General features: G+C 58.8%; 25 protein-coding genes and 1 riboswitch. Of the genes, 13 read left to right on the forward strand and 12 right to left on the reverse strand.

Going from position 1 to position 21,713, the window contains the following annotated elements; genetic code table 11:
- Nucleotides 1–19: 19 nt before the first annotated feature.
- Nucleotides 20–631 (reverse strand): cob(I)yrinic acid a,c-diamide adenosyltransferase, encoded by a 612-nt coding sequence (gene cobO, locus NA619_RS13955; protein WP_255962449.1) that lies wholly within the window; start codon nt 629–631, stop codon nt 20–22.
- A 281-nt stretch (nt 632–912) separates the two neighbouring features.
- Nucleotides 913–1,142: riboswitch (cobalamin riboswitch) on the reverse strand.
- Between the two features lie 318 nt (nt 1,143–1,460).
- On the opposite strand from cobO, the gene NA619_RS13960 reads away from it, so the two are divergent.
- Complete coding sequence (locus NA619_RS13960) at nt 1,461–2,264, forward strand: metallophosphoesterase family protein (RefSeq protein WP_255962450.1); 804 nt, start codon at nt 1,461–1,463, stop codon at nt 2,262–2,264.
- Nucleotides 2,265–2,308: 44 nt separating this feature from the next.
- On the opposite strand, the gene nhaD is transcribed toward NA619_RS13960, so the two are convergent.
- The 9 genes from nhaD to ttcA all read right to left on the reverse strand — a co-directional run bounded on the left by nhaD (nt 2,309) and on the right by ttcA (nt 9,604).
- Nucleotides 2,309–3,574 carry a sodium:proton antiporter NhaD gene (gene nhaD, locus NA619_RS13965; RefSeq protein WP_255962451.1) on the reverse strand — a complete coding sequence of 422 codons (1,266 nt, stop codon included), beginning with the start codon at nt 3,572–3,574 and terminating at the stop codon, nt 2,309–2,311.
- A 151-nt stretch (nt 3,575–3,725) separates the two neighbouring features.
- Nucleotides 3,726–4,046 (reverse strand): hypothetical protein, encoded by a 321-nt coding sequence (locus NA619_RS13970; RefSeq protein WP_255962452.1) that lies wholly within the window; start codon nt 4,044–4,046, stop codon nt 3,726–3,728.
- Between the two features lie 100 nt (nt 4,047–4,146).
- A complete protein-coding gene (locus NA619_RS13975; RefSeq protein ID WP_255962453.1) occupies nt 4,147–4,677 on the reverse strand; it encodes a C40 family peptidase in 531 nt (176 codons plus the stop codon).
- Nucleotides 4,678–4,760: 83 nt separating this feature from the next.
- The gene (locus tag NA619_RS13980; protein ID WP_255962454.1) at nt 4,761–5,408 is read right to left on the reverse strand and encodes a C40 family peptidase; all 648 of its coding nucleotides are present in this window, start codon (nt 5,406–5,408) and stop codon (nt 4,761–4,763) included.
- 64 nt (nt 5,409–5,472) lie between these two features.
- Complete coding sequence (locus tag NA619_RS13985; protein WP_255962455.1) at nt 5,473–6,240, reverse strand: NAD-dependent deacylase; 768 nt, start codon at nt 6,238–6,240, stop codon at nt 5,473–5,475.
- A 66-nt stretch (nt 6,241–6,306) separates the two neighbouring features.
- Entirely contained in the window at nt 6,307–6,978 is a 672-nt protein-coding gene (locus NA619_RS13990; protein WP_255962456.1) for a DNA-3-methyladenine glycosylase I, read from the reverse strand.
- A 95-nt stretch (nt 6,979–7,073) separates the two neighbouring features.
- A complete protein-coding gene (locus tag NA619_RS13995) occupies nt 7,074–8,144 on the reverse strand; it encodes a 3-deoxy-7-phosphoheptulonate synthase (RefSeq protein ID WP_255962457.1) in 1,071 nt (356 codons plus the stop codon).
- Nucleotides 8,145–8,411: 267 nt separating this feature from the next.
- On the reverse strand, nt 8,412–8,543 hold the full coding sequence (locus NA619_RS14000) for a hypothetical protein (RefSeq protein WP_255962458.1): 132 nt from the start codon (nt 8,541–8,543) through the stop codon (nt 8,412–8,414).
- 236 nt (nt 8,544–8,779) lie between these two features.
- On the reverse strand, nt 8,780–9,604 hold the full coding sequence (gene ttcA / locus NA619_RS14005) for a tRNA 2-thiocytidine(32) synthetase TtcA (protein WP_255962459.1): 825 nt from the start codon (nt 9,602–9,604) through the stop codon (nt 8,780–8,782).
- A 117-nt stretch (nt 9,605–9,721) separates the two neighbouring features.
- Between ttcA and NA619_RS14010 the strand changes: the two genes are divergently transcribed.
- From NA619_RS14010 to NA619_RS14025, 4 genes are all read left to right on the forward strand, one after another.
- Entirely contained in the window at nt 9,722–10,351 is a 630-nt protein-coding gene (locus NA619_RS14010; RefSeq protein ID WP_255962460.1) for a DNA-J related domain-containing protein, read from the forward strand.
- Between the two features lie 138 nt (nt 10,352–10,489).
- Nucleotides 10,490–11,089 carry a Yip1 family protein gene (locus NA619_RS14015; RefSeq protein WP_255962461.1) on the forward strand — a complete coding sequence of 200 codons (600 nt, stop codon included), beginning with the start codon at nt 10,490–10,492 and terminating at the stop codon, nt 11,087–11,089.
- 150 nt (nt 11,090–11,239) lie between these two features.
- Nucleotides 11,240–11,905 carry a Yip1 family protein gene (locus NA619_RS14020; protein ID WP_255962462.1) on the forward strand — a complete coding sequence of 222 codons (666 nt, stop codon included), beginning with the start codon at nt 11,240–11,242 and terminating at the stop codon, nt 11,903–11,905.
- A gap of 56 nt (nt 11,906–11,961) precedes the next feature.
- Nucleotides 11,962–12,456, forward strand: a complete 495-nt coding sequence (locus tag NA619_RS14025) for a SprT family zinc-dependent metalloprotease (protein WP_255962463.1) — start codon at nt 11,962–11,964, stop codon at nt 12,454–12,456.
- Nucleotides 12,457–12,467: 11 nt separating this feature from the next.
- On the opposite strand, the gene NA619_RS14030 is transcribed toward NA619_RS14025, so the two are convergent.
- Nucleotides 12,468–13,685: an MFS transporter gene (locus tag NA619_RS14030; RefSeq protein WP_423836836.1), complete on the reverse strand. Its 1,218-nt coding sequence runs from the start codon at nt 13,683–13,685 to the stop codon at nt 12,468–12,470.
- A gap of 265 nt (nt 13,686–13,950) precedes the next feature.
- On the opposite strand from NA619_RS14030, the gene NA619_RS14035 reads away from it, so the two are divergent.
- The 8 genes from NA619_RS14035 to NA619_RS14070 all read left to right on the forward strand — a co-directional run bounded on the left by NA619_RS14035 (nt 13,951) and on the right by NA619_RS14070 (nt 20,216).
- On the forward strand, nt 13,951–14,121 hold the full coding sequence (locus NA619_RS14035; RefSeq protein ID WP_244214113.1) for a periplasmic nitrate reductase, NapE protein: 171 nt from the start codon (nt 13,951–13,953) through the stop codon (nt 14,119–14,121).
- A gap of 71 nt (nt 14,122–14,192) precedes the next feature.
- The gene (locus NA619_RS14040) at nt 14,193–14,453 is read left to right on the forward strand and encodes a chaperone NapD (protein WP_255962465.1); all 261 of its coding nucleotides are present in this window, start codon (nt 14,193–14,195) and stop codon (nt 14,451–14,453) included.
- Nucleotides 14,450–16,954 carry a nitrate reductase catalytic subunit NapA gene (gene napA, locus NA619_RS14045; RefSeq protein ID WP_255962466.1) on the forward strand — a complete coding sequence of 835 codons (2,505 nt, stop codon included), beginning with the start codon at nt 14,450–14,452 and terminating at the stop codon, nt 16,952–16,954. The genes NA619_RS14040 and napA overlap by 4 nt, the downstream gene beginning before the upstream one ends.
- An 11-nt stretch (nt 16,955–16,965) precedes the next feature.
- On the forward strand, nt 16,966–17,448 hold the full coding sequence (locus NA619_RS14050) for a nitrate reductase cytochrome c-type subunit (protein ID WP_122165031.1): 483 nt from the start codon (nt 16,966–16,968) through the stop codon (nt 17,446–17,448).
- A 10-nt stretch (nt 17,449–17,458) separates the two neighbouring features.
- On the forward strand, nt 17,459–18,055 hold the full coding sequence (locus NA619_RS14055; RefSeq protein WP_255962467.1) for a cytochrome c3 family protein: 597 nt from the start codon (nt 17,459–17,461) through the stop codon (nt 18,053–18,055).
- Nucleotides 18,056–18,279: 224 nt separating this feature from the next.
- Nucleotides 18,280–19,074: a dienelactone hydrolase family protein gene (locus NA619_RS14060; protein WP_255962468.1), complete on the forward strand. Its 795-nt coding sequence runs from the start codon at nt 18,280–18,282 to the stop codon at nt 19,072–19,074.
- A gap of 306 nt (nt 19,075–19,380) precedes the next feature.
- Nucleotides 19,381–19,818 carry a hypothetical protein gene (locus tag NA619_RS14065; RefSeq protein ID WP_255962469.1) on the forward strand — a complete coding sequence of 146 codons (438 nt, stop codon included), beginning with the start codon at nt 19,381–19,383 and terminating at the stop codon, nt 19,816–19,818.
- Nucleotides 19,815–20,216 (forward strand): META domain-containing protein, encoded by a 402-nt coding sequence (locus NA619_RS14070; RefSeq protein WP_255962470.1) that lies wholly within the window; start codon nt 19,815–19,817, stop codon nt 20,214–20,216. Before NA619_RS14065 ends, NA619_RS14070 begins: the two co-directional genes overlap by 4 nt.
- Nucleotides 20,217–20,637: 421 nt before the next feature.
- On the opposite strand, the gene dinB is transcribed toward NA619_RS14070, so the two are convergent.
- Entirely contained in the window at nt 20,638–21,678 is a 1,041-nt protein-coding gene (dinB, locus tag NA619_RS14075) for a DNA polymerase IV (protein WP_255962481.1), read from the reverse strand.
- Nucleotides 21,679–21,713 lie beyond the last annotated feature (35 nt).

Here is a 21,713-nt window from a genome sequence, read left to right on the forward strand (position 1 = left end):
CGACACTTATTGGCTGGCATCAGTACTCCACCCCTTTCTGGGCCTTCACGCCTGCCTTGAACGCATGCTTGACCACATTCATCTCGGTGACGGTATCGGCCGCTTCGATCAGGCCCGGCGGCGCGCCTCGGCCCGTCACCACCACGTGCTGCAACAGGGGCCGCGATTCGATATCGGCGAGCACGGGTTCGAGGTCGAGATAGCCGTATTTCAGCGCGATGTTCAGCTCGTCGAGCACCACCAACCCGATCGCCGGATCGGCCAGCAGCTCGGCCGCCACAGCCCAGGCTTCGCGGGCCTTGGCGATGTCACGCTGACGATCCTGGGTTTCCCAGGTGAAGCCTTCGCCCATCACGTGATAGCGAACCTCGTCAGGAAAGCGGCGGAAGAAGCTCTCTTCGCCAGTGCTCGCAGCGCCCTTGATGAACTGCACCACGCCCACCTTGATGCCATGACCCAACGCGCGGGCTACCATGCCGAAGGCCGAGCTGCTCTTGCCCTTGCCGTTGCCGCTGTGCACCAACAGGAGACCGTACTCGTCATTCGCCGCTGCGATTTTCTCGTCGATCAGCGCTTTCTTGCGCTGCATCCTCGCCTTGTGGCGTTCGTCGCGATCGCTGGATTCGTTCATATCAGTACTCCTTCATGCTGGACGTGCGGGCCCAGCAGCCCGGCGAACATCAGCGCAGTGACATGTAGCGCCACGCAATCGCGGCTAATGACTGCCGATGCGCTGAACCTGAAAGGAAATACTGCCCAGCAGCGCAGAGGCTGCAGGCTTGAGAAGGGGCGTTCGGTCAAAATCAGATCTCCGTCGTGCCCGCCGCACGACAACCAGTCGAATAAGGCAGGCGGAGATCGTAGAAGGAGTGCAGGTGCAGGCAGCCGCACCCCGTTCAGCGCCCGCCGCACTGCCGTGGAATGCGACAGGCCGGTCTCCGGGCTTACGAGCAGATGCGTTGCAGCATCCCGGAAACCGCGCCTTCCCATGCATGAGCACAGTGGCTGCTGCGGTGTCCTGTCTCGCCTACCGTTGCGGGGGCAGCGCCGGATTCTTCGTGGAATGAACCGGCTTCCCTGTTTCACCCATCTGGCGGCGGCGCTGTTGAGATTTCGACGCGACCGAACCGAAGAACGCGGGGCTAGGCGCGAACCGTGTGGTTTGGTTGATCCAAACGAACGGCGAGCAGCCCAACATCGCATCAACGCAGGCCCGGCCATAGGGGTTCCGCGGCGCGGATCGAAATCTCAACAGCACCAGGGACCAGGGGGTACCTGAAGCAGCGCGGAGGGTAGTCCAAGGCCATGCACAGCGCAACCTCGGGCGCTTCAGCCAAGGCGACCGCAACGATCAGACGCATCTCGCACGCAATCTACCGGAACCGTCGGACGCTTCTGGCCTTCGAATGCAACAATGCCCCTTCGCCTTCCGCCCATTACCTACGAGAAGACGCCTGTCCATGACGACCATCGTGCAGATTTCAGACACCCACTTCGGCACCGAGCACCCCGCCGTGGTGCAAGCAATGGAAGACCACGTGCGCGAGCACGGTGCCGATCTGCTGGTTTTTTCCGGGGATATCACGCAACGGGCCAAAGCCGATCAGTTTGCCGCGGCGCAGGCTTTCGTCCAGCGCCTACACGGGCATGGCGTTGCCGAGACCTTGGTGATTCCGGGTAATCACGACATTCCGCTGTATAACGTTTTCGCCCGATTCCTCATGCCTTACCGGAACTACCGACGACATTTCGGTGATGACCTCGAGCCCACCTTCGAGAACGATGAGGCGTTGATCATCGGCCTTAATACCACCCATCCGCGCCGGCACAAAGACGGCGTAGTAACCAAGGCGCAGGTTGAAACGGTAACCCAGCGACTGCGGCAGACCGACCCCAACAAGCTGCGTGTTGTCGTGGCTCACCAACCATTCGGTGCGATGGTGCTGAGTGATCTGAGCAACCTGCAGCACAACGCCGACGATGCACTGCACTGCTGGGCTGACGAAGGGCTGGACCTGGTGATGGGCGGGCACATTCACCTGCCCTATGTCCTCCCCCTATCCAAACAGTATCCCGGACTGTCGCGGGAAATATGGATGGTCCAGGCCGGGACCACCCTGTCGTCGAGAGTCCGCGGCACCTCGCCCAACTCGTTCAACCGTTTGAAGCTGCACGCCGGCGCCCAGAAAACCGCGTGTGTCGAGCGTTGGGATCTTCTCGACGACAGCTTCGTGCTCGGGTCGCATTTCAATCTGCATTGGTAGCCACGGCGGTCGGCATGTTGCTGACCGCCCCTGAAAATGGCTCATCAGCCAATCGCACCCGCAGCGGCAAGCCCTGTGAGATAAACGCCGACGAACCCGAGATTGAAGGCTATGAAGAGGTACAGGCTGTATTTCAGGTAGCTGCCGAACGTCAGGCCAGGCACCTTGCTCATGGCAACGATACCGGCAGCCGAGCCGATCACCAGCAACGAACCGCCAACCCCGACCGAGTACGTCAGCACCATCCATTCCGCTACGCCCATTTCCAGACCGGACTTGAGCAACGCAGCTGTCAGCGGCACGTTATCGATGGCGGCAGATAGCAAGCCCATCAAGTAGTTGGCCATGACCGCCGGGATCTGGTCATAGATGTGGACCAGCCCATCGAGCACCTGGATTTCCTTGAGCATACCGACCAGCAAGAGGATGCCGAGAAAGAACAGCAACGTTTCGAATTCGACCTGGCGGACGTATTCGAGAATCGGATCGGTCTCGATGTCATCGCTGAAGAAGCGCGCCACCAGAAACATGATCGACAGGCCGGTAAGGAAGGTCAGAACCGGCGGAATCTGAAAGAAGAAGTTGCCGGCAATTGTGCAGAGAATGGTCCCGAGAAATATCAAGGCGATCGCAATATCAACGCGGCGCACTTCGGTCCTCTGGCTGGTCACTTGGACCTGCCCGCTCATGCCGAACGAAAGCATCGCGGCAAGCAGCATGACCGCAAGGAAAGCCGGAACCGCCAGCAATAGCAGCTGCAGAATCTGCACCTTGCCAGCCAGGAAGATCATCAGCGTGGTCACGTCACCCGTGATCAACGCTACGCCGCCGGAGTTGACCGAGAACACGACCAGCGCGGCGTACTTGATGGTTTTCTCTGCGCTCAGCTTGAGCGACATGATCAGCGTGATGGAAACCAGCGTCGCGGTGATGTTATCGGCCAGAGAAGAGAACACGAAGCAGAACGTCGCCGTTAGGAACAACAGCTGACGTTCGCTGATCTGCTTGGGCAACACCAGATAGATCAGGTTTTCGATCAACCCTTTCTTGTTCAGGTAAGCCACGAAGGTCATCGCCGCTACCAGGAATATCCAGAGCCCCGCGATCTCGGCAATGTTTTCGTTCAGACTTTCGAGCACCTGCTCTCGCGCGGGTCCTGCCGGCGAAAACATGAACAGCAGCATCCAGGCCAGGGTGCCGAAGAACAGCGTGACCTTGGCTTTGTTCACATGGGTTATTTCTTCCAGAACGACACCGAGCAGAGCGGCCACGGCGAGGCCGATCAGCACGTACTGAAGTACATCAGGCATAAGGCACCTAGCGGTAAAGGGAAACGGTTCGTGCGCAGGACGCGCACCCGAGAAGTTGGGGCGCCGATCATAGCCAAAGTGCGACAATTCGACACCTGACAAATGTCAATTCAGGGACTATTTCAGGATATTCCGACGTACCGGCCTGCGCTCAATGACGCGGCACGAAACCGCCTGGTTTGGCGGACAGCCAGTCAACGAAAGCTCGCATACGTGAATCCGCCATCAAGGCATCGCGAGTGTTGAACTCCAGCGCCAGCTCCTTTTCGGTGAACAGGCGATGGATCTGATTATGGCAAGGTCGACAAACCCAGAGGGTCGCCGTGATCCGCTCTTCCCGCCCGAACCTCTTGCGCACATAAGTCTTGCCATGTAGCGACTTGGGGATCAGATGATGGCGGGTCAGCGGCGTGTGACGCAGACAGAGTTCACAGGCCTCAGGCTGGTCTGGCAGCCGCAGGATGGGGGTCATCTACCGACACCCGAAGCGGTAGTGGCGGGTAACGAGCGATCGGAGAAAGCGTCAGAGCCGGTTGCGCCGTTCACCATGTTCTCCAGCCATGCGCACTAACTCAGGGATTGCGAGCGAGTTGCTCGCTGTCGAGCACACGCTTGGCGCCGAGGTAACTTTTTTGCCAGTAGCTGTTGGAGAGGCTATCGAGTCGTACTGTTCCGCCGGTTGATGGCGCATGCACGAAGCGCCCTTCTCCGACGTAAATCGCCGCATGACTGACGCGACGCCCACCACTGGTAGCGAAGAACAGCAGATCGCCCGCTCTTAGGGCTTCACGTCCAACGGTAGTGCCGCGCATGGCATTCATCTCGCGCGTGCTTCGCGGCAGCACGACACCAGCCGCGCCTCGGTATACGTAGTTGATGAGCCCACTGCAGTCGAAGCCACCGTCAGGGGTGTTACCGCCGTAACGATACGGAGTACCGACCAGCCCGATGGCTGTGAACAAGACTTCTTCGGCAGCTCCGGGGTATTGCTGTTGGACAGGCTGCGGAGCGACCACAACCGGCTTGACAGGTGCACGACTGGAACAGCCTGCCAGCAGCGAGGCGGCCAGTACAACAGTCAGGGATCGGGCCAGAAGAGGCATGGCAGAGCAGTCCAGGCAAGTGAGCCATCACTCTGCCGGCATGTGCTGATGGATGCAAGCCCAGCGCGGCGCCAGTTTAGTGGTCAGTGATGGGCGGCAACGCTGGTCGAGTTGTGCGCTAGGGAGAGAACCCGCTTGGCCTGCATGAAGCTGGCGGACCAATAGCTGTCGCCTAGGCTGTCGACTCGAACGCCGCCACTCCGGCTGCTGGAGGAATGAATGAACTGGTTATCACCGATGTAAATCCCGGCATGGCTAACCCGACCACGTCCCCGATTGTTGAAGAACACAACGTCACCAGGCTTGAGCTCGCTGCGTTTGATCTTCGGGGCCTCCAGATTGATCATCTCGCGGGTCGAGCGAGGCAGATCGATTCCAGCTTCCTTGCGAAACACGAAACCTACGAAACCGCTGCAGTCGAAACCCGTTTTGGTGGAGCTGCCACCGTAGCGATACGGCGTGCCGACCAAGGTAAAACCGCGCTCCAGCACGCTGTCCGCCAGCGCCGGAAGCTTATAGCTCTTGCCGGCGGCCAGCTCGCGAAGCTGATGTTCGCTGGCTTCGTCGGCTGCGGCCTGAGCATCGGCATCTGGTTCGGATGTATCCGCTGGGAAGTCGAACTGGAAGCCCTGCAATGGGAGCGGGCTTTCGGCTTGCTCTGGCTTTACGGCGCAAGCCGTCAGGAGCGAAACCAGAGCGAAGGGCAACAGGGGTGCAAGGCATTTGCGCATGGCACGAGCTTGTCGGAAGTCGAAAGTGGCGAAACTATGCCTGCTCGACAGCTGATGAGCAAATTCAATCAGGAAATATGTGACGCACTAGCTGCGGCAAAACGTCTGACGCAGCCGCGGCGACATGCACGTCGACCATCCGCGACAGCTCACTGGCAGACGGGTCGATGACTGCCGTAAATCCGCCGCTTTGCCGTGTCCGCAAGAGCGGTTCGACGATATAGGCGAAGCTCGCTGACGTTCCCACTGCGAGTACTGCATCGAAGCCCTGGTTCAGTTGCGCGCGCAGCGTGTGCATAGCCGCTTCCGGCAACATCTCCTCGAACAGCACCACCGGTGGCCGCAGAACACCACTGCAATGACCGCAACGAGGCGGTAGAGGGTGGGACAGATGATCTTCCAGGTCGTCGCTCGGCCGCTTGCAATCCATGCAGAACAGAGGTTCAAGCGTTCCGTGGATCTCAATGAGTCGTTGCGGCGGGCTACCCGCGCGCATATGGAAGCCGTCGATATTCTGGGTCAGTACCCAGCAATCAGGCTTGAGTCGTTGCAGCTCCGCAATCGCGATATGCCCGCTGTTGGGGGCCGCGGCGATGCAGGCGCGGCCGATCTCAGCCAAGTACTTCCAGCAAAGTGCAGGATTGCTCTGCAGCATTGGACCGGACAGCGCCGCCTCGATCGGCAGGCCGTCTTCGGTGTGGCCGTTATAGAGCCCGCCCACGCCACGGTAAGTCGGCAGGCCGGAGTCAGCTGAAATCCCAGCGCCAGTGATGACCAGCACTCGCTCGGCCTGTCGGATCTGCGCCACGAGTTGCTGGATGGGATCGTTCATACGCTTCCCTCAATTGCATCCAGAAATCCGGTCGAGCATCCGGATGACGTCAAACGGATCGCCAGATCAATGATTAACCGTGAATGCGAGCATGGCTGATAGCTGACACATGGGGCGGCCGCTTTCGCTGTGCCACTGGTTGAACACCGTTTGCACGGCGACCTGATCCCGCTGGCTGCTGGGCACTTTGTCCACCACCTTCTGCGCCTTGAGCGCAGCGACGACGTCGTTGCTCGGTATGAATGTGTCTTTACCCGCCATGCGCAACAACCGCGGCGCCGAGAGACCGCCGAGCTGGGTGCCCTGCTTGGCTAGATAACGCCACAGACCGACGATATCGGTTACCGGCCAGTCCGCGATCAGATTGCCGAAACTGCCCTTTTCCTTCGCGACGTCCAATACAAACTGCGCATTGCGCGGCACGCTTTTAAGCTTGCCCAGATGGCGGATGATCCGCGCATCCTGCATCAGACGCTCGATATGCTCTCCGCCCATCAACACCAGTTTTTCCGGATCGAAGCGAAAGAACACCTCCTCGAAAGCAGGCCATTTTGCGTCCACCAAGCTGTGTTTGAGCCCGGCGCGAAATATTCGCAGGCTGATCAGCGAGAGGTAGCGATCATCCGAAACGGCGCGCAACTCGTCGGGGTCGCGCGGTCGCGGCAACCGGTTCTCCAGCGCTGCCGCGGACCCAAAACGATTGAGGCAGTATTCATGTAGCCATTTATAGTCACGCATGCAGGCCTTGGACCGTCCTTCTAAACGAGCCGCATAGGGTGCCTTTGGGGTTTCGAGGCCGCAAGCCCGGCCGTCGCAGCCGGGCGAGCGCCGGGTCAGCTATTCAGGCTCCGCGCGGCCTGGCGCAGCATCCGTTCGGTAGCCTCCCAGCCCAGGCAACCGTCAGTGACGGAAACGCCGTAGCGCAACTCGCCGGACAAGGACTGACAGCCATCGAACAGGTGGCTTTCGAGCATCACCCCAAGAATGCTCAGGTCCCCAGCAACCCGTTGAGCGATCACCGACTCCAGAACCGCGGGTTGGCGCAACGGATCCTTGCCGCTGTTGGCGTGGCTGCAGTCGATCATGATCCGAGGCGCGATCCCCTGACGCTGCAGCGCGGCACGAGCAGCCGCGACGCTTTGTTCATCGTAATTCGGACCTGCATGCCCACCCCGCAACACCAGATGCGTGTCGGGATTTCCGCGCGTCTGCAACAGCGCCGGATGGCCCAGGTCGTCGATACCGAAGTGCTGGTGCGGATGCTCGGCTGAACGCATGGCGTCACAGGCGACGGTCAGGCTGCCGTCGGTGCCATTCTTGAAGCCCACCGGCAGATCAAGACCACTCACCAGTTCCCGATGAATCTGCGACTCACTGGTGCGGGCACCGATTGCCGCCCACGCGAGCAAATCATCGAAATAGCCCGCCGCCAGAGGTTGCAGCAGTTCGGTCGCGACCGGCAGGCCGCGCTCCAGAATGTCCAGCATCAACCGGCGCGACACACTCAGGCCTTCGGCCATGTCACCGCTTCCGTCCAGATGCGGATCGTAGACCAGCCCCTTCCAACCCACCGTGGTTCTTGGCTTCTCGACATAGGCGCGCATCACCAGCAGCAGCTGATCGCCGAGCTGTCTCGCCAGGTCGGCGAGGCGCTCGGCATATTCCAGAGCGGAATCAGCATCGTGCAGTGAGCAAGGGCCGATAACTACCAGCAGCCGGGGATCGGTGCCGTCGAGCACGGCGCGAATCGCAGCGCGGTCGGTCTGAATGCGTTCGGCGAGCGTGGCGCTGAGCGGCAGACGCTGACGAAGCAAGGCGGGGCTGGGTAACGGCTGCACGCTATGTCTGGCGGGAACAGCAACAGGTTGGCAGTTCTCGAGCTGAGCGGAAATGGATGCATTCATGATCTGGCGGTCCTTTGGCCGGCGCGGCGTGTTGCCGCGTCGGCGCTAGTGAAGTGTTCGGTCTATTGGTGTTGGGGCGGCGTTGAAGCGGCTAAATCGCCAGTCATAGCGGTAAGTACGGTAATCATTGCGGTAGCTGTGCATTGCTCTGTCCTTAGTGCGTGCGGCCTTTTCAGGCCAGAAAAACAAAACCCCCGGTCGGGTAGCCGACCGGGGGTTTAAAAACTGTCTGGTGGCGACCCTGCTTGCTAGGGCGCCTGGGGGGTATCAGGCGCGCTTATGGCTAAACCAATACCCAAAAAAATAATAATCGGCAGTCGCAACCAGCAGCCCACGCACCTGCTCGGCGCGCAATGCACCGGCGGAAACGATAGAAAGAGGATTACGAGTGGGCGACATGGTTGACTCCGTAAGATGACCGAACCTTACCGCAGCGCCCCGACGGTCTTCAACCGGGAATTCATGAGTGATGGCGTAGCTCATTCACATCGCCCACACAGAACCTAGCCGCCATGTCATGAATACCAGTTCAAAGGCTAAGCGGGGCCGAGTTCCGCTTTAAGCTCATGGGCGCGCCATGCTGAGTAATGCCCGCCGTGAAAGCTCCAAGCCCGAGACCGCCGCTTGCAGCTGCTCTATAAGCTCATCACATCGACGAAACGCGGCGTGGCCTCGTTATCAATGCGCAGGCTGGTGAAGTCGAACAGGTTTCGGTCGGCCAGCTGAGAGGGCACTACGTGCTGCAAAGCGCGGAACATGATCTCGACGCGACCTGGCGACTTGCGCTCCCACTCCTGCAGCATTTCCTTGACCACCTGACGCTGCAGGTTTTCCTGCGAACCGCACAGGTTGCACGGAATGATCGGGAAGCCCTTCATCTGCGAATAGGCTTCGATATCCGCTTCGCTGCAGTAGGCCAGCGGGCGAATCACCACGTTGCGTCCATCATCGGAAAGCAGCTTGGGCGGCATGGCCTTGAGCGTGCCGCCGTAAAACATATTGAGGAAGAAAGTCTCGAGAATGTCGTCGCGATGGTGCCCGAGCGCCATCTTGGTTGCGCCGATTTCATCGGCAAAGGTATAGAGCGTGCCGCGACGCAGACGCGAACACAGCGAACACGTGGTCTTGCCCTCCGGGATCTTCTCCTTGACCACGGAGTAGGTGTCCTTTTCGACGATGTGATACGCGACGCCGATGGACTTCAAATACTCCGGCAGTACATGTTCCGGAAATCCAGGCTGTTTCTGGTCCATGTTCACCGCGACGATTTCAAACTTTACTGGCGCAACCTTCTGCAGATAGAGCAGTACGTCGAGCATGGTGTAACTGTCCTTGCCTCCGGACAGGCAAACCATGACCTTGTCGCCATCCTCGATCATGTTGAAGTCGGTGACGGCTTCGCCTGCAAGGCGGCGCAGACGTTTCTGCAATTTGTTCTGGTTGACCGAAAGGTTGCCCATGTCAAAGTCCGGTGAGATGCGAAAGGCGCGCATTTTAAGCGCAAAAACGACCGCCGCCCTACCCCACCCATCCAGCAGTTCACAATGCTGGCGCTATGCTATGCTAGGCTTTGCGCCATGAACGATGACCTCGAACCCGAGATGGACCTGGCCGAGCAGATTTTCGTGCTGCTGCGCGAGCAACCGGACGGCTGCAGCGAGTACCAGCTGATTCAACAGCTCAAGGCCCGCCACAGCACGCATATCCCCAATCTGCCTCTATTCGACAAGCTGGTGCTGTTCCGCACCCATTTCCTCATCTTCAATGCGCTGTACTGCCTTCGGGATCAGCTCAGGGGCGAGAACCGCTATGACCTCCATATCTCGCCGCTGTGCGTGCAGTTGCTCCCCTACGCTCCTGGAACAGGCGGGGTGGCCGAGAGCGACCCTCTGCGCGACTATTACCTCGATTTAACCAATCTTCGCGATACCGACGAAGATGAAGTGGAACGTCTTCTGGCCAGCTTCTGGTCGCGGATGCGCGGTGACCAGCCCGACGCTGCCAGTGACAGTTGGGACCCCGAACAGAAACGCGCCGCCCTTGAACTGTTCGAGTTGGATCAAGAAGTTGAAACCCTGAATCTGCAGCTGATCAAACGGCGGTATCGCCAGCTCGTCAGCATCCATCATCCGGATCGGGGCGGCAGCACCACTCGCATTCAGTCAATCAATCTGGCGATGGAAATACTACAACGCTATTACCGGTAGCCTCATAGCTTCCAATTGCTCTAACCCACCCCGGTGCGCTGTACCTTCAAGTTCCTATACTGCGACTTAAGGTCGCACGCCCGTCCAACTGACGGCACGCCAGGCGAAGCGACCCTCTAAAACCGAGGAGACGCTGGCATGATCAATCACGTTTGGGGACTGTTTGCACATCCGAATCAGGAATGGCAGGAGATTACCGGGGAGGAACGCGAGGTAGGGCATCTGCATCTGGGAGAGGTATTGGTGCTCGCTGCCATACCGGCCATTTCGGCATTTATCGGCACCACACAGGTCGGCTGGAGCATCGGCGGTGGCGAAGCGGTGAAACTAACGGAGGGCAGTGCGCTGCAGCTCACTCTCCTTTCCTATCTGGCGATGCTGGGCGGCGTTGCGGTAATGGGTGGATTCATTCACTGGATGTCCCGTACCTATGATGCCAACCCTACCCTCGTGCAATGCATCGTCTTCGCGGCCTACACCGCTACTCCGCTGTTCGTCGGGGGTCTCGCCGCGCTCTATCCCCACATCTGGTTGGGAATGCTCGTGGGTACGGCCGCCATCTGCTACACCACCTATCTGCTCTATGTCGGTCTGCCAACCTTCATGAACATTCACCCCGACGAGGGCTTTCTCTTCTCCAGCTCGGTACTCGCTGTGGGACTTGTCGTGCTTGTAGCGATCCTTGCGCTTTCGGTGATCATGTGGGGCATGGGCGTAGGTCCTATCTACGTTCGATAAGCACGTTCCAGGCGGCACGCTCAGCCCGTGCCGCCACTTCACCCTATCCGCACTCTGTCGCACCACGGATCGATCATGGTTTGAATCCCTGTCGAGCTTGAGCGTCTATACCTGCATCAACAGCGCTCAAGTATCAGCATAGGAGGCTCCATGACGCCCGAATTCATCAGCTTATTCACTCGCCCGGATAGGGCCTGGGAAACCATTCGCCAAAAAGAAGATGCCCATAGTCTGCATTACCTGATGCATCTACTAGCTCTAGCGCTGATTCCGCCGATATGCCTGTTCTTAGGAGTCACGTTCGTAGGTTGGAGCCTGGTCGAAGACGAACGGGTGAGACTGGACATGGGAAGTGCACTGCAGCTATGTCTGCTTTTGTATGGCTCCATTATCGTTGGGACCGTAATCATGGGATTCTTCGTGCGCTGGATGTCCCGCGCATTCGAAGTTAGGCCAAACCTGAATCAATGCATCGGGTTTATTGCCTATGTAATTACTCCCTTCCTCCTTGCAGGGGTGACAGGCCTCTACCCGAACCGCTGGTTTGCCGCTCTGGTTCTCTTGTTCGCAGGGATCTACTCCACCTATCTTCTTTTCACCGGGCTACCCACCTTTATGCGTCAACGTAGCTCGCAGAGTTTCCTGTATGCGAGCTCGATTTGGGGCGTTGCGCTGCTGGTACTGGTCACCGTGATGGTGAATACGATTTTGTTCTGGTCCCTTTCGCTGGAGCCAAACTATGAGCGCAATACACCAGTGAACCAGAGCTATGGCACACAGGACGAACGTCCTCAAAAGGAACCCGGTGGCCTCTAAGCGGTTGTCAGCCGTCGCCTTTACGGCATAATTCCGGGCTCTTTCGGGAGACCCGTATGCCTGAACAGCTCCATGCGCGTGTCGAGGCCTGCTACCAGCAGGCCGAAGCATTCTTCAACCGTAAATTCCAGCGTCCCCAGGTCAGTTTCAAATTGCGCGGGCAGAAGGCCGGCGTCGCGCATCTCACCGAAAATCTGCTGCGCTTCAATCCTCAGCTCTACCAAGATAATCGGGACCATTTTCTAAAACAGACCGTGGCACATGAAGTTGCGCATCTGATCGCGCACCGCATGTTTGGCGGTTCTATCCGCCCTCATGGCGAGGAATGGCAACTGATCATGCGCGGCGTATACGAGCTAACCCCGGATCGTTGTCATACCTATGCGATCAGCCGCGCACAGGCCAGCCGGTATATCTATCGCTGCGCGTGCCCCGAGCGGGATTTCCCATTTTCTGCGCAACGGCATGCGCTGGTGCGTAAAGGCCGGCGTTACTTTTGCCGCAGCTGTCGTGTGACACTGGTGTTCAGTGGAGAACAACGCGTCGAATAGCTGCCCGCTTGCTACAGGCTCCTCGCTGTCCAAGCGGCGATCAGGAACAGCCCGGCAAGCGCCGCCATCAACGGCAACCATCCGGCATGTTCCCAGACATAACCGGCGGCGTACCCCACGACACTCGATCCCAGATAGTAGGCGCACAGGTACAAGGCTGATGCCTGTGCCTTGGCGTCGGCTGCATGCACACCGACCTGCCCACTTGCGACAGCATGCGCCGCGAAAAAGCCCAACGTGAACAGCGCCAGCCCCAGCACGATGGCTGCCAACCAGGTTGTCGAACATAGCGCCACACCCAGCAGCATTAAGCTGATGCCGCCCTGGAGAACACGTCGTGCGCCGAGCCGGGGGACCAGACGCCCCGCCCATCCAGCACTGAAGATACCCGCCAGGTAGACCGTGAATAACAGGCCGATGACGGTAGAGGAAAGCCCGAACGGGGCCGCCGCCAGCCGGAATGCAATGTAGTTGAACATCGCCACGAAGCCACCCATCAGCAGGAACGCCTGCAGAAACAAGGTGCGCAGGATGGGGTTACGCAGGTGCTGAGCAAAATTGGCGAGCAAGCCCTTAAGCGATAACGCTTGCGCCTTGAAGTGACGTGAAGGGGGCAGCAGCCAGACGAACAACGCCAGCGCCAGCATCCCCATTACTGCGATCCCGCCAAGTGCTGCCTGCCATCCACCTATGTCGCTCAACAGGCCTGACAACAATCTTCCAAGCAATCCACCAAGCGCCGTTCCGCCAATGTACAGGCCCATCGCCGCCGGTAAGGATTCGGGATCGAACTCCTCGCCGACATAGGCCATCGCCAGGGCTGGCAATCCGCTGAGAGCAAGGCCTAGCAGAGCGCGGAGGACGAGCAATACGCTCCACGACTCGACAAGCACACAAGCAAGGCCGAGCGCCCCCGCCAGCATGAGTGCCAGTGCCATGACGCGCTTGCGCCCCCAACTCTCGGCAAGACCACCAGAAATCAACAGACAGAACGCCAGCGATAAGGTCGTCAGCGACAGTGCCAGACTGCTCGTAGCCGCTGACACCGAGAAATGTGCAGCCAGAAGCGGCAGCAGCGGCTGGACGCAATAAAGCATGGCGAAGGTGGCAAAGCCTGCGCAGAAGAGCGCCAGCGTAGCGCGACGGTATGCAGCGGTTCCGCGTTTGAGATGGGTGTCGTGGGTGTCGGAGGGCGTGTTCATCAACGGTACATTCGCATTAGCGGGCAAAAAAAGCGACGCAGCCTAACACGGTGGCAACGGGTTAAAGCGCAGTAATAAAAGAGTCTAGGGTTTCACTTTTGTTACCTAATTGGCTTCTTACATGAGCGATATCTGATCGACAAAATATCTTGGGCACCGCCTTTAGTTGAGCCAGATCAACTAAAGTGAAATTAACCCGTATAGCCGGATGCTAAGTGACCAAATGACTTTGATTAAGCCCTGAACACTTTCTAGACTCCCAGTACAACACTCGGATTTGAAGGTGAACGCAGTGCCGCACCATACCGATCCTGCCCCTGTCGGGAAATCGGAAGAAACTCGGCTATTTGTCTTTCTTCTGGTCTTGTTCTTTCCGCTCCTGAGCATCGTAACGGTCTCTGGTTACGGCTTCATCGTCTGGATCAGCCAGATGATCTTCGGGCCGCCTGGCCCCCCGAGCTGATCGCAGACCACCTTAGATACTGCCCCCTTAGCCTGCCTTGTTTCCTGGTGCAGGCGGAGCACCATAATTAAATGAATAACGACTTGCATATTGCGAGCTTGCTCGTGCATTGCCGACCCGAGCTGCTCGAAGCAGTGAAGAGAAACATGGTGCTGCTGCCCGGAACGGAACTGCACCAGGAGAGCGCTGCGGGCAAAGTCGTGGTCGTCCTCGAGGCCGAACATGAGAGCCGCATTCTCGACACCATCAGCCATATCCAACAGATGCCCGGCGTTTTGAACGCTGCCCTGATTTACCACGAACTCCTCACCCCCGAAGGAGAGCCTGAATGAGCCTCACACGACGTCAATTTGCCAAAGCCAACGCCGCGGCCATCGCTGCCAGCGTGGCCGGCATCCCCATTGCCACAAGCGCCACCAATCTGATTACCGACCCAGAGGCTACCAATCTCAAGTGGCATAAAGCGCCCTGCCGCTTCTGCGGTACCGGTTGCGGCGTGATGGTCGCCACGGCGGGTGATCGCGTGGTAGCAACTCATGGCGATGTGAAGGCCGAGGTGAATCGCGGCATCAATTGCGTCAAAGGCTACTTTCTCTCGAAGATCATGTACGGCACTGACCGCCTGACCCAGCCTTTGCTGCGGATGAAGGACGGAAAGTATGACAAGCAGGGCGAGTTCCAGTCGGTGAGCTGGGAACAGGCCTTCGATGTCATGGAAGAAAAGTACAAGAAGGCCCTGAAGGACCACGGCCCGACCTCGGTCGGCATGTTCGGCTCCGGCCAGTGGACTGTCTGGGAAGGCTATGCCGCCAACAAGCTGATGAAAGCCGGGTTCCGCTCCAACAACCTCGACCCGAATGCGCGCCACTGCATGGCATCTGCCGCAGTAGGCTTCATGCGGACCTTCGGCATGGACGAGCCCATGGGCTGCTATGACGACATCGAAGTGGCCGACGCTTTCGTGCTTTGGGGCTCGAACATGGCCGAGATGCACCCCGTACTCTGGACGCGCGTCACCGACCGCCGACTGAGCGCACCGCATGTCAAAGTTGCGGTGATGTCGACCTACGAACACCGCAGCTTCGACCTTGCCGATATTCCAATGGTCTTCAATCCGCAGACCGATCTGGTGATCCTCAACTACATCGCCAACCACATCATACAGAGCGGTGCGGTTAACGAGGACTTCGTCAAGAACCACACCAAGTTCGCCCGGGGCGCGACCAACATCGGATATGGCTTGCGGCCGACCGACCCCCGCGAGCTGAAGGCCGAAAACGCTGCGGTTGCGGGCAGCTGGACTGACATGAGCTTCGAGGACTACGCCGAGTTCCTCAAGCCTTACACCCTTGAGCATGCAGCCCACGAATCAGGGGTGCCTGCCGAGCGTTTGAAGGCGCTGGCCGAACTCTATGCCGACCCGAAGACCAAGGTGATGTCGTTCTGGACCATGGGTTTCAACCAGCACACCCGCGGTGTCTGGGCGAACAACATGATCTATAACATTCACCTGCTGACCGGCAAGATCAGCGAACCGGGCAACAGCCCGTTCTCGCTCACTGGCCAGCCGTCTGCCTGCGGCACCGCGCGTGAGGTGGGCACGTTCTCCCATCGCCTGCCTGCAGACATGGTCGTCACCAACCCCAAGCATCGGGCGATCACCGAAAAGATATGGAAACTGCCGGAAGGCACCATCCAGGAGAAGCCTGGCTTCCATGCCGTCCAGCAGAGCCGCGAACTGAAAGACGGCGGCCTCAAGGTCTACTGGACCCAGGCCACCAACAACATGCAGGCCGGCCCCAACATCATGCAGGAAATCCTGCCTGGCTGGCGCAATCCGGAAACCTTCATCGTCGTCTCCGACGTATACCCCACCGTATCAGCACAGGCCGCGGATCTGATCCTGCCGGCCGCCATGTGGGTGGAAAAGGAAGGCGCATACGGCAACGCCGAACGTCGCACGCACTTCTGGCATCAGCTGGTCAGCGCACCGGGTGAGGCGCGTTCTGACCTGTGGCAGCTCATGGAGTTTTCCAAGCGCTTTACCACCGACGAGGTCTGGCCGGCCGATCTGCTCGCCAAATCGCCAGAGCTGAAAGGTAAGACACTGTTCGAGGTGCTGTTCAAAAACGGTCAGGTCGACCGCTTCCCGACGTCCGATATCGAAGAGGGTTACCGCAATTACGAATCCGAGGATTACGGGTTTTACGTGCAGAAGGGACTGTTCGAGGAATACGCCGAGTTCGGCCGCGGCCATGGCCACGACCTGGCGGACTTCGACATCTACCACAAGGAGCGCGGCCTGCGCTGGCCTGTAGTGGATGGCAAAGAAACCCTTTGGCGCTATCGCGAAGGCCACGACCCCTATGTCGAGAAGGGTACCGGGGTTCAGTTCTACGGCTACCCGGACAAGAAGGCGATCATCTTTGCGCTGCCCTACGAGGTTCCCGCGGAAGTGCCCGACCAGGACTACCCCTTCTGGCTCAGTACTGGTCGTGTGCTGGAGCATTGGCATACCGGCAGCATGACCCAGCGTGTCGATGAACTGCACCAGGCCGTTCCCGACGCCTTGGTTTACATGCATCCCGACGATGCACGAGACCTCAAAGCGCGGCGTGGAAGCGTGGTGAAGGTCATCAGCCGCCGCGGTGAAATGCAGGCTCGCATCGAGACCCGTGGCCGCAACAAGCCACCAAAGGGCCTGATCTTCGTGCCGTTCTTCGATGCAAACAAATTGATCAACAAGGTCACCCTCGACGCAACCGACCCGATCTCCAAGCAAACCGACTATAAGAAATGCGCCGTGAAGATCGAAGTGGTCAGCATCGCCTGAGGAGAGTCGCCATGAAATTTCGCTTACTGCCTTTGACACTCCTCGCGGTGTTCGGCCTGGCCGTTGCGGCCGGTCCGGATTACCCGCTTGATGCTCCTGCCCCGGACGGTCGTCGTCCGGGCGGCACCATCACGCAGGAGTTCACCCCACCACCGCTCAAGGACGAGGAAAACAAGGACCTCAAGCGCGAGCGCAACTATCCGGAACAGCCGCCTACCATCCCACACACCATTCGTGGCTATCAGGTCGACACCAACGGGAACAAGTGCCTGGCCTGCCATAGCCGAGCCAATAGTGCGCGCACGCAGGCGCCCATGATCAGCATCACGCACTTCACCGATCGTGACAGCCAGACATTGGGCGCCGTCGCACCACGTCGATATTTCTGCACCCAATGCCATGTGGTGCAGCATGACGTGAAACCTTTGGTGCAGAACGACTTCGAGAACATCGACGACCTGCTTTATCACGAAAACAAACAGAACGAACAGTGAGGACGCCTGGATGAAGTCGATACTGTCGTTTCTCAAGCGCTACTGGACCGTTCTGCGCCGCCCAAGCGTGCATTACAGTCTGGGCGTTCTGACCCTTGGGGGCTTCCTTGCCGGGATCATCTTCTGGGGCGGTTTCAACACCGCCCTCGAAGCGACCAACACGGAAGCCTTCTGTATCTCCTGTCACGAAATGGAAGACAACGTGTACATGGAGATCAAGGACACCATTCACTACACCAACCGTTCCGGCGTTCGCGCGACCTGCCCCGATTGCCATGTTCCCCATGAATGGACAGACAAGATCGCCCGCAAGATGCAGGCTTCCAAAGAAGTCTGGGGCAAGATTTTCGGTACCATCAGCACGCGGGAGAAATTTCTCGGATTGCGCCGTGAAATGGCCGAACGGGAATGGCGTCGCCTGAAAGCCAACGATTCCCTGGAATGCCGTAACTGCCACGATTACGACTTCATGGACTTCACTCGCCAGAGCAAGCGTGCAGCGGAGTTCCACTCCAAATCACTGGGCACCGGTGAAGCGACCTGCATTGATTGCCACAAGGGTATCGCCCACCGCCTGCCTGACATGCACGGCGTGCCTGGCTGGTAAACAGCTGAAACCACTGCACCGTCTTCGGCGGAAGGCGCCGAACTGGATTAATCCAAGCCTGTAATGGGCTTGGATTTTTCATTTTTGCATCGTTCTGCGGGGCGACGGCTCGCTTAGTCACTTACCGCCTCATATGCCCTTCACTACACGCCCTTGTTGCAGCTGAATCGATCTCCGGTTATTTATCGGATTACCTCGATATCAACTACAACAAGGAATCCACCATGCGTTATCCCCTGCTCGGCGCACTGATGGCTGTGAGTGTCTTCGCTCAAGCCGAAATCCAGACCCAGGAAATTCCATACACTGCGGCCGATGGCACCAAAATGGTTGGCTATTACGCATACGACGATGCAATCGAAGGCAAGCGCCCCGGCATCGTGGTCGTCCATGAATGGTGGGGCCTCAACGATTATGCGAAAAGCCGTGCCCGCGACCTTGCCGGATTGGGCTACAGCGCGCTGGCGATCGACATGTACGGTGAAGGCAAAAATACCGAACACCCCAAAGACGCCATGAGCTTCATGCAGGCTGCCATGGCCGACTCCGACGCAGCGAAGGCTCGATTCAACGCCGGACTTGATCTACTCAAGGATCAGCAGCAAACCGATCCAGCCAAACTGGCGGCTGTCGGCTACTGCTTCGGTGGCAAGGTGGTGCTGGATATGGCACGCCAGGGCGTACCGCTCGAAGGCGTGGTCAGTTTCCATGGCGCCTTGGCAACACAAACCCGTGCCACAACGGGAAGCGTGAAGTCACGAGTACTGGTCGAGCACGGCAGCGCCGACAGTATGGTCAGTGCCGACGACGTGGCTGCGTTGAATGCGGAAATGGTGAAAGCAGGAGCCGACTACCAGTTCGTCAACCTCCCCGGCGCCAAGCACGGCTTCACCAATCCCGGCGCAGACAAGTTTCAGGAAAAAGGCGTGGACGTGGCCTATAACAAAGCCGCAGACGAGCGCTCATGGAAAGACATGCAGCGCTTCCTCGACGAGTCGTTCGCCACAGCGCGCCCCTGATCAACCCCGCACGCCTACATGACAAGGCATAGAGGGTCCCGAACCGACATCAACCACAACGACCGCACCACTTGCTCCCTCTCCTCCCGGAGAGAGGGCTGTGGTGAGTGGCTGAGCCAGCTACCATTGCCGATCCTGCCGCTCCTGCCGCTCCTGCCGCTCGGACTGCTACGCCTTGATCCAAAGCAGCGAAGCCGAGGTCCAGCCTTTCAGCGTGAACCTGTCCCCGCCCCGCCCTCCACAACAGTGCCGTGCTAGCATTACGGCCCATTGCAAGTCCCTTCTCATTTCGATCGATCGCGAGTCATGGCCGAACACGATTTCCGCTACAACCTGCTCAATCCCGGACACACCCTCACCGAATGCCGTGCGCTTGCCCCGGGCCGTTATCAAATTACCGGCAATGGCGGCAACGTCCGTTCCGGCGATGTCCTGATCGTCACGCTCAAGGGAAGCCGCGATCTCTATCAGCGACTGACCGTCGATAAGGTCCGTCATTTGATCAACCCACCCGGACAGTGGATGGCGGTCGCAAGTGGACCGGTCTTTCGCGAACTGGCCATCCACAATTGGCAGGTCGACTGCGACAGTTGCAGCAAACAACTCGACTTCGAATTTGCAGTGGACGCCGCCAAGGGTGAAAGCGCACGCGGTCCAGCGGCCGAAGCACGGATCGCAGAGTTGGGATGGAAGAACGACGCCGGCAAACATCTCTGCCCGGCCTGCCAAAGAGCAACGCCATGAAAAAACACCTGTTGACTGCTCTGGCCCTGGCTTCAGTCGTAGGCTGTTCGGTAGAACCGCTGATGCTGAAGAACGACGTCACCTACATTGCCGAGTGGATAGGCGAGGACGCCGTGGTTGGCCGCAATCCCGTCTCGCTGACGTTCAGCGAAGACCGTGCCTATGGCAACGCCGGTTGCAATCACTGGTTCGCCAGCTATCAGCTCGAAGGCCAGAAGCTTCGCTTCGGCCAGATCGGTAGCACGCGAAAGATGTGCGCAGAGCACATCATGAAGCAGGAGCAGCACTTCCTCGAACTACTCGCAAAGATCGAACGGTGGGATGTTTCCAACATTGATCAACTGCGCTTCTGGCCCTCCGAAGGCGCCCCTCTTCGCATGTGGCCCGAGCAAAACTGAACTGCGCCAAAGATGAGCACTTCAGCTATGGAGTGCCCTGCAAGCAGGCGGCAAACGCTTATGCGCGACGTGCACTCCAGACGCCCAGTTCTGATTGCATCAACCGCACGGCTCATGGATTGAGCATCCCTCACGCCCCCGTTTAGACGAAAACCGCAGAGCTGCGGGCGCTTCGAGGCGTCTGCTCAGCCGCTGGACATGCCGGTGCGGCCACGAAACCAGATTAAAACCGACTCAACCCGAAACTGGCACGGCCCCTGCAAACACCTTGGTAACCAGTTTCGGGGACCCTGGTACAGGCAGGCCAGGGATTCCCCTCTTTTATTACCAACAAAGGGGCCGCTCACTGAGCGGCCCCTTTTCATTGCAACCATTGACGGAGACCTTGGCGGTAGCACGTGCAGCCATGCCCGTCTGTAGCTCAGAACAACCGCATCTGCTCGAAGCCGCTGCGCAGGTCGATCAGGCGGACGCCCACGCCAATCAACCGCACCGGACGCTTCCCGCGCGCGAAAGCGCCTGCCAGAAGGTCGGCATAATCCTCAAGTTCCAGCCCCGCACCGGCTTGCTCAAGGGTGGTCTGGGTGAAGTCGTGGAATTTGAGTTTGACGAAAGGCTTGCCCGGCCGGTAACCGCTATCCAGTCTCGCCATTCGTCCAGTGAGTTCTTCCAGCAGTTCCGGCAGACGCTCAAGGCAGGCGGCAAGGTCTGGCAAGTCGCGATCATAGGTATTCTCGACACTCACCGACTGACGACGACTCTCGACCTGAACCACCCGATCATCTATCCCGTGCGCCAAGCCCCACAATCGCTCGCCGAACGAGCCGAAATCCCGCACCAGATCAAGACGCCTCCAGGTCCGTAGATCTGCGCACGTCTGGATGCCCATTCGCTTCAACTTTTCGGCTGTGACCCGGCCAACGCCATGCAGCTTGGTGACCGGCAACGCCAGGACAAAATCATCGACCTGATCAGGGGTTATGACGAAAAGCCCGTCGGGCTTGTTCCAGTCGCTGGCGATCTTGGCCAGGAACTTGTTCGGCGCAACGCCTGCAGACACGGTGATTCGCAGCTGTTGCCACACCCGTCGACGAATGTCCTGGGCAATGCGGGTTGCACTGCCCGCGAAATGCTCACAGCCGCTGACGTCCAGAAAGGCTTCGTCGAGTGACAGGGGCTCGATGAGATCGGTATAGGTACGGAAGATCCCGTGAATTTCGCGCGATGCTTCCTTGTAGGCATCCATTCGCGGTCGCAGGATCAGCAGATCAGGACACAGCTTGAGCGCATGCCCCGAAGCCATGGCAGAGCGAACGCCGTACGCACGCGCCTCGTAATTGCAGGTGGCAATGACCCCCCGACGGTCGGCCAGCCCGCCGACTGCAATAGGTCGGTTCGCCAGACTGGGGTCGTCACGCATCTCGATCGCCGCATAGAAGCAGTCGCAATCGACATGGATGATTTTTCGGCTTGGATTAACGGCGCAGAACTCGTTTT

The sequence above is a fragment of the Stutzerimonas stutzeri genome (genome assembly GCF_024448895.1).
In the GTDB taxonomy this organism is placed as follows: Bacteria; Pseudomonadota; Gammaproteobacteria; order Pseudomonadales; family Pseudomonadaceae; genus Stutzerimonas; species Stutzerimonas stutzeri_Q.

Bases quoted from the DNA above. Each gene is read 5' to 3' on its own strand.
- NA619_RS13970 (WP_255962452.1), bottom strand. From the start codon at position 4,046: ATGACCCCCATCCTGCGGCTGCCAGACCAGCCTGAGGCCTGTGAACTC.
- NA619_RS13995 (WP_255962457.1), bottom strand. From the start codon at position 8,144: ATGAATGCATCCATTTCCGCTCAGCTCGAGAACTGCCAACCTGTTGCT.
- NA619_RS14040 (WP_255962465.1), top strand. From the start codon at position 14,193: ATGAATAACGACTTGCATATTGCGAGCTTGCTCGTGCATTGCCGACCC.
- NA619_RS13990 (WP_255962456.1), bottom strand. From the start codon at position 6,978: ATGCGTGACTATAAATGGCTACATGAATACTGCCTCAATCGTTTTGGG.
- NA619_RS14070 (WP_255962470.1), top strand. From the start codon at position 19,815: ATGAAAAAACACCTGTTGACTGCTCTGGCCCTGGCTTCAGTCGTAGGC.
- NA619_RS14025 (WP_255962463.1), top strand. From the start codon at position 11,962: ATGCCTGAACAGCTCCATGCGCGTGTCGAGGCCTGCTACCAGCAGGCC.
- NA619_RS13960 (WP_255962450.1), top strand. From the start codon at position 1,461: ATGACGACCATCGTGCAGATTTCAGACACCCACTTCGGCACCGAGCAC.
- NA619_RS13975 (WP_255962453.1), bottom strand. From the start codon at position 4,677: ATGCCTCTTCTGGCCCGATCCCTGACTGTTGTACTGGCCGCCTCGCTG.
- NA619_RS14015 (WP_255962461.1), top strand. From the start codon at position 10,490: ATGATCAATCACGTTTGGGGACTGTTTGCACATCCGAATCAGGAATGG.
- NA619_RS13985 (WP_255962455.1), bottom strand. From the start codon at position 6,240: ATGAACGATCCCATCCAGCAACTCGTGGCGCAGATCCGACAGGCCGAG.
- NA619_RS14055 (WP_255962467.1), top strand. From the start codon at position 17,459: ATGAAGTCGATACTGTCGTTTCTCAAGCGCTACTGGACCGTTCTGCGC.
- NA619_RS14020 (WP_255962462.1), top strand. From the start codon at position 11,240: ATGACGCCCGAATTCATCAGCTTATTCACTCGCCCGGATAGGGCCTGG.
- NA619_RS14000 (WP_255962458.1), bottom strand. From the start codon at position 8,543: ATGTCGCCCACTCGTAATCCTCTTTCTATCGTTTCCGCCGGTGCATTG.
- cobO (WP_255962449.1), bottom strand. From the start codon at position 631: ATGAACGAATCCAGCGATCGCGACGAACGCCACAAGGCGAGGATGCAG.
- nhaD (WP_255962451.1), bottom strand. From the start codon at position 3,574: ATGCCTGATGTACTTCAGTACGTGCTGATCGGCCTCGCCGTGGCCGCT.
- NA619_RS13980 (WP_255962454.1), bottom strand. From the start codon at position 5,408: ATGCGCAAATGCCTTGCACCCCTGTTGCCCTTCGCTCTGGTTTCGCTC.
- NA619_RS14050 (WP_122165031.1), top strand. From the start codon at position 16,966: ATGAAATTTCGCTTACTGCCTTTGACACTCCTCGCGGTGTTCGGCCTG.
- napA (WP_255962466.1), top strand. From the start codon at position 14,450: ATGAGCCTCACACGACGTCAATTTGCCAAAGCCAACGCCGCGGCCATC.
- ttcA (WP_255962459.1), bottom strand. From the start codon at position 9,604: ATGGGCAACCTTTCGGTCAACCAGAACAAATTGCAGAAACGTCTGCGC.
- NA619_RS14010 (WP_255962460.1), top strand. From the start codon at position 9,722: ATGAACGATGACCTCGAACCCGAGATGGACCTGGCCGAGCAGATTTTC.
- NA619_RS14060 (WP_255962468.1), top strand. From the start codon at position 18,280: ATGCGTTATCCCCTGCTCGGCGCACTGATGGCTGTGAGTGTCTTCGCT.
- NA619_RS14065 (WP_255962469.1), top strand. From the start codon at position 19,381: ATGGCCGAACACGATTTCCGCTACAACCTGCTCAATCCCGGACACACC.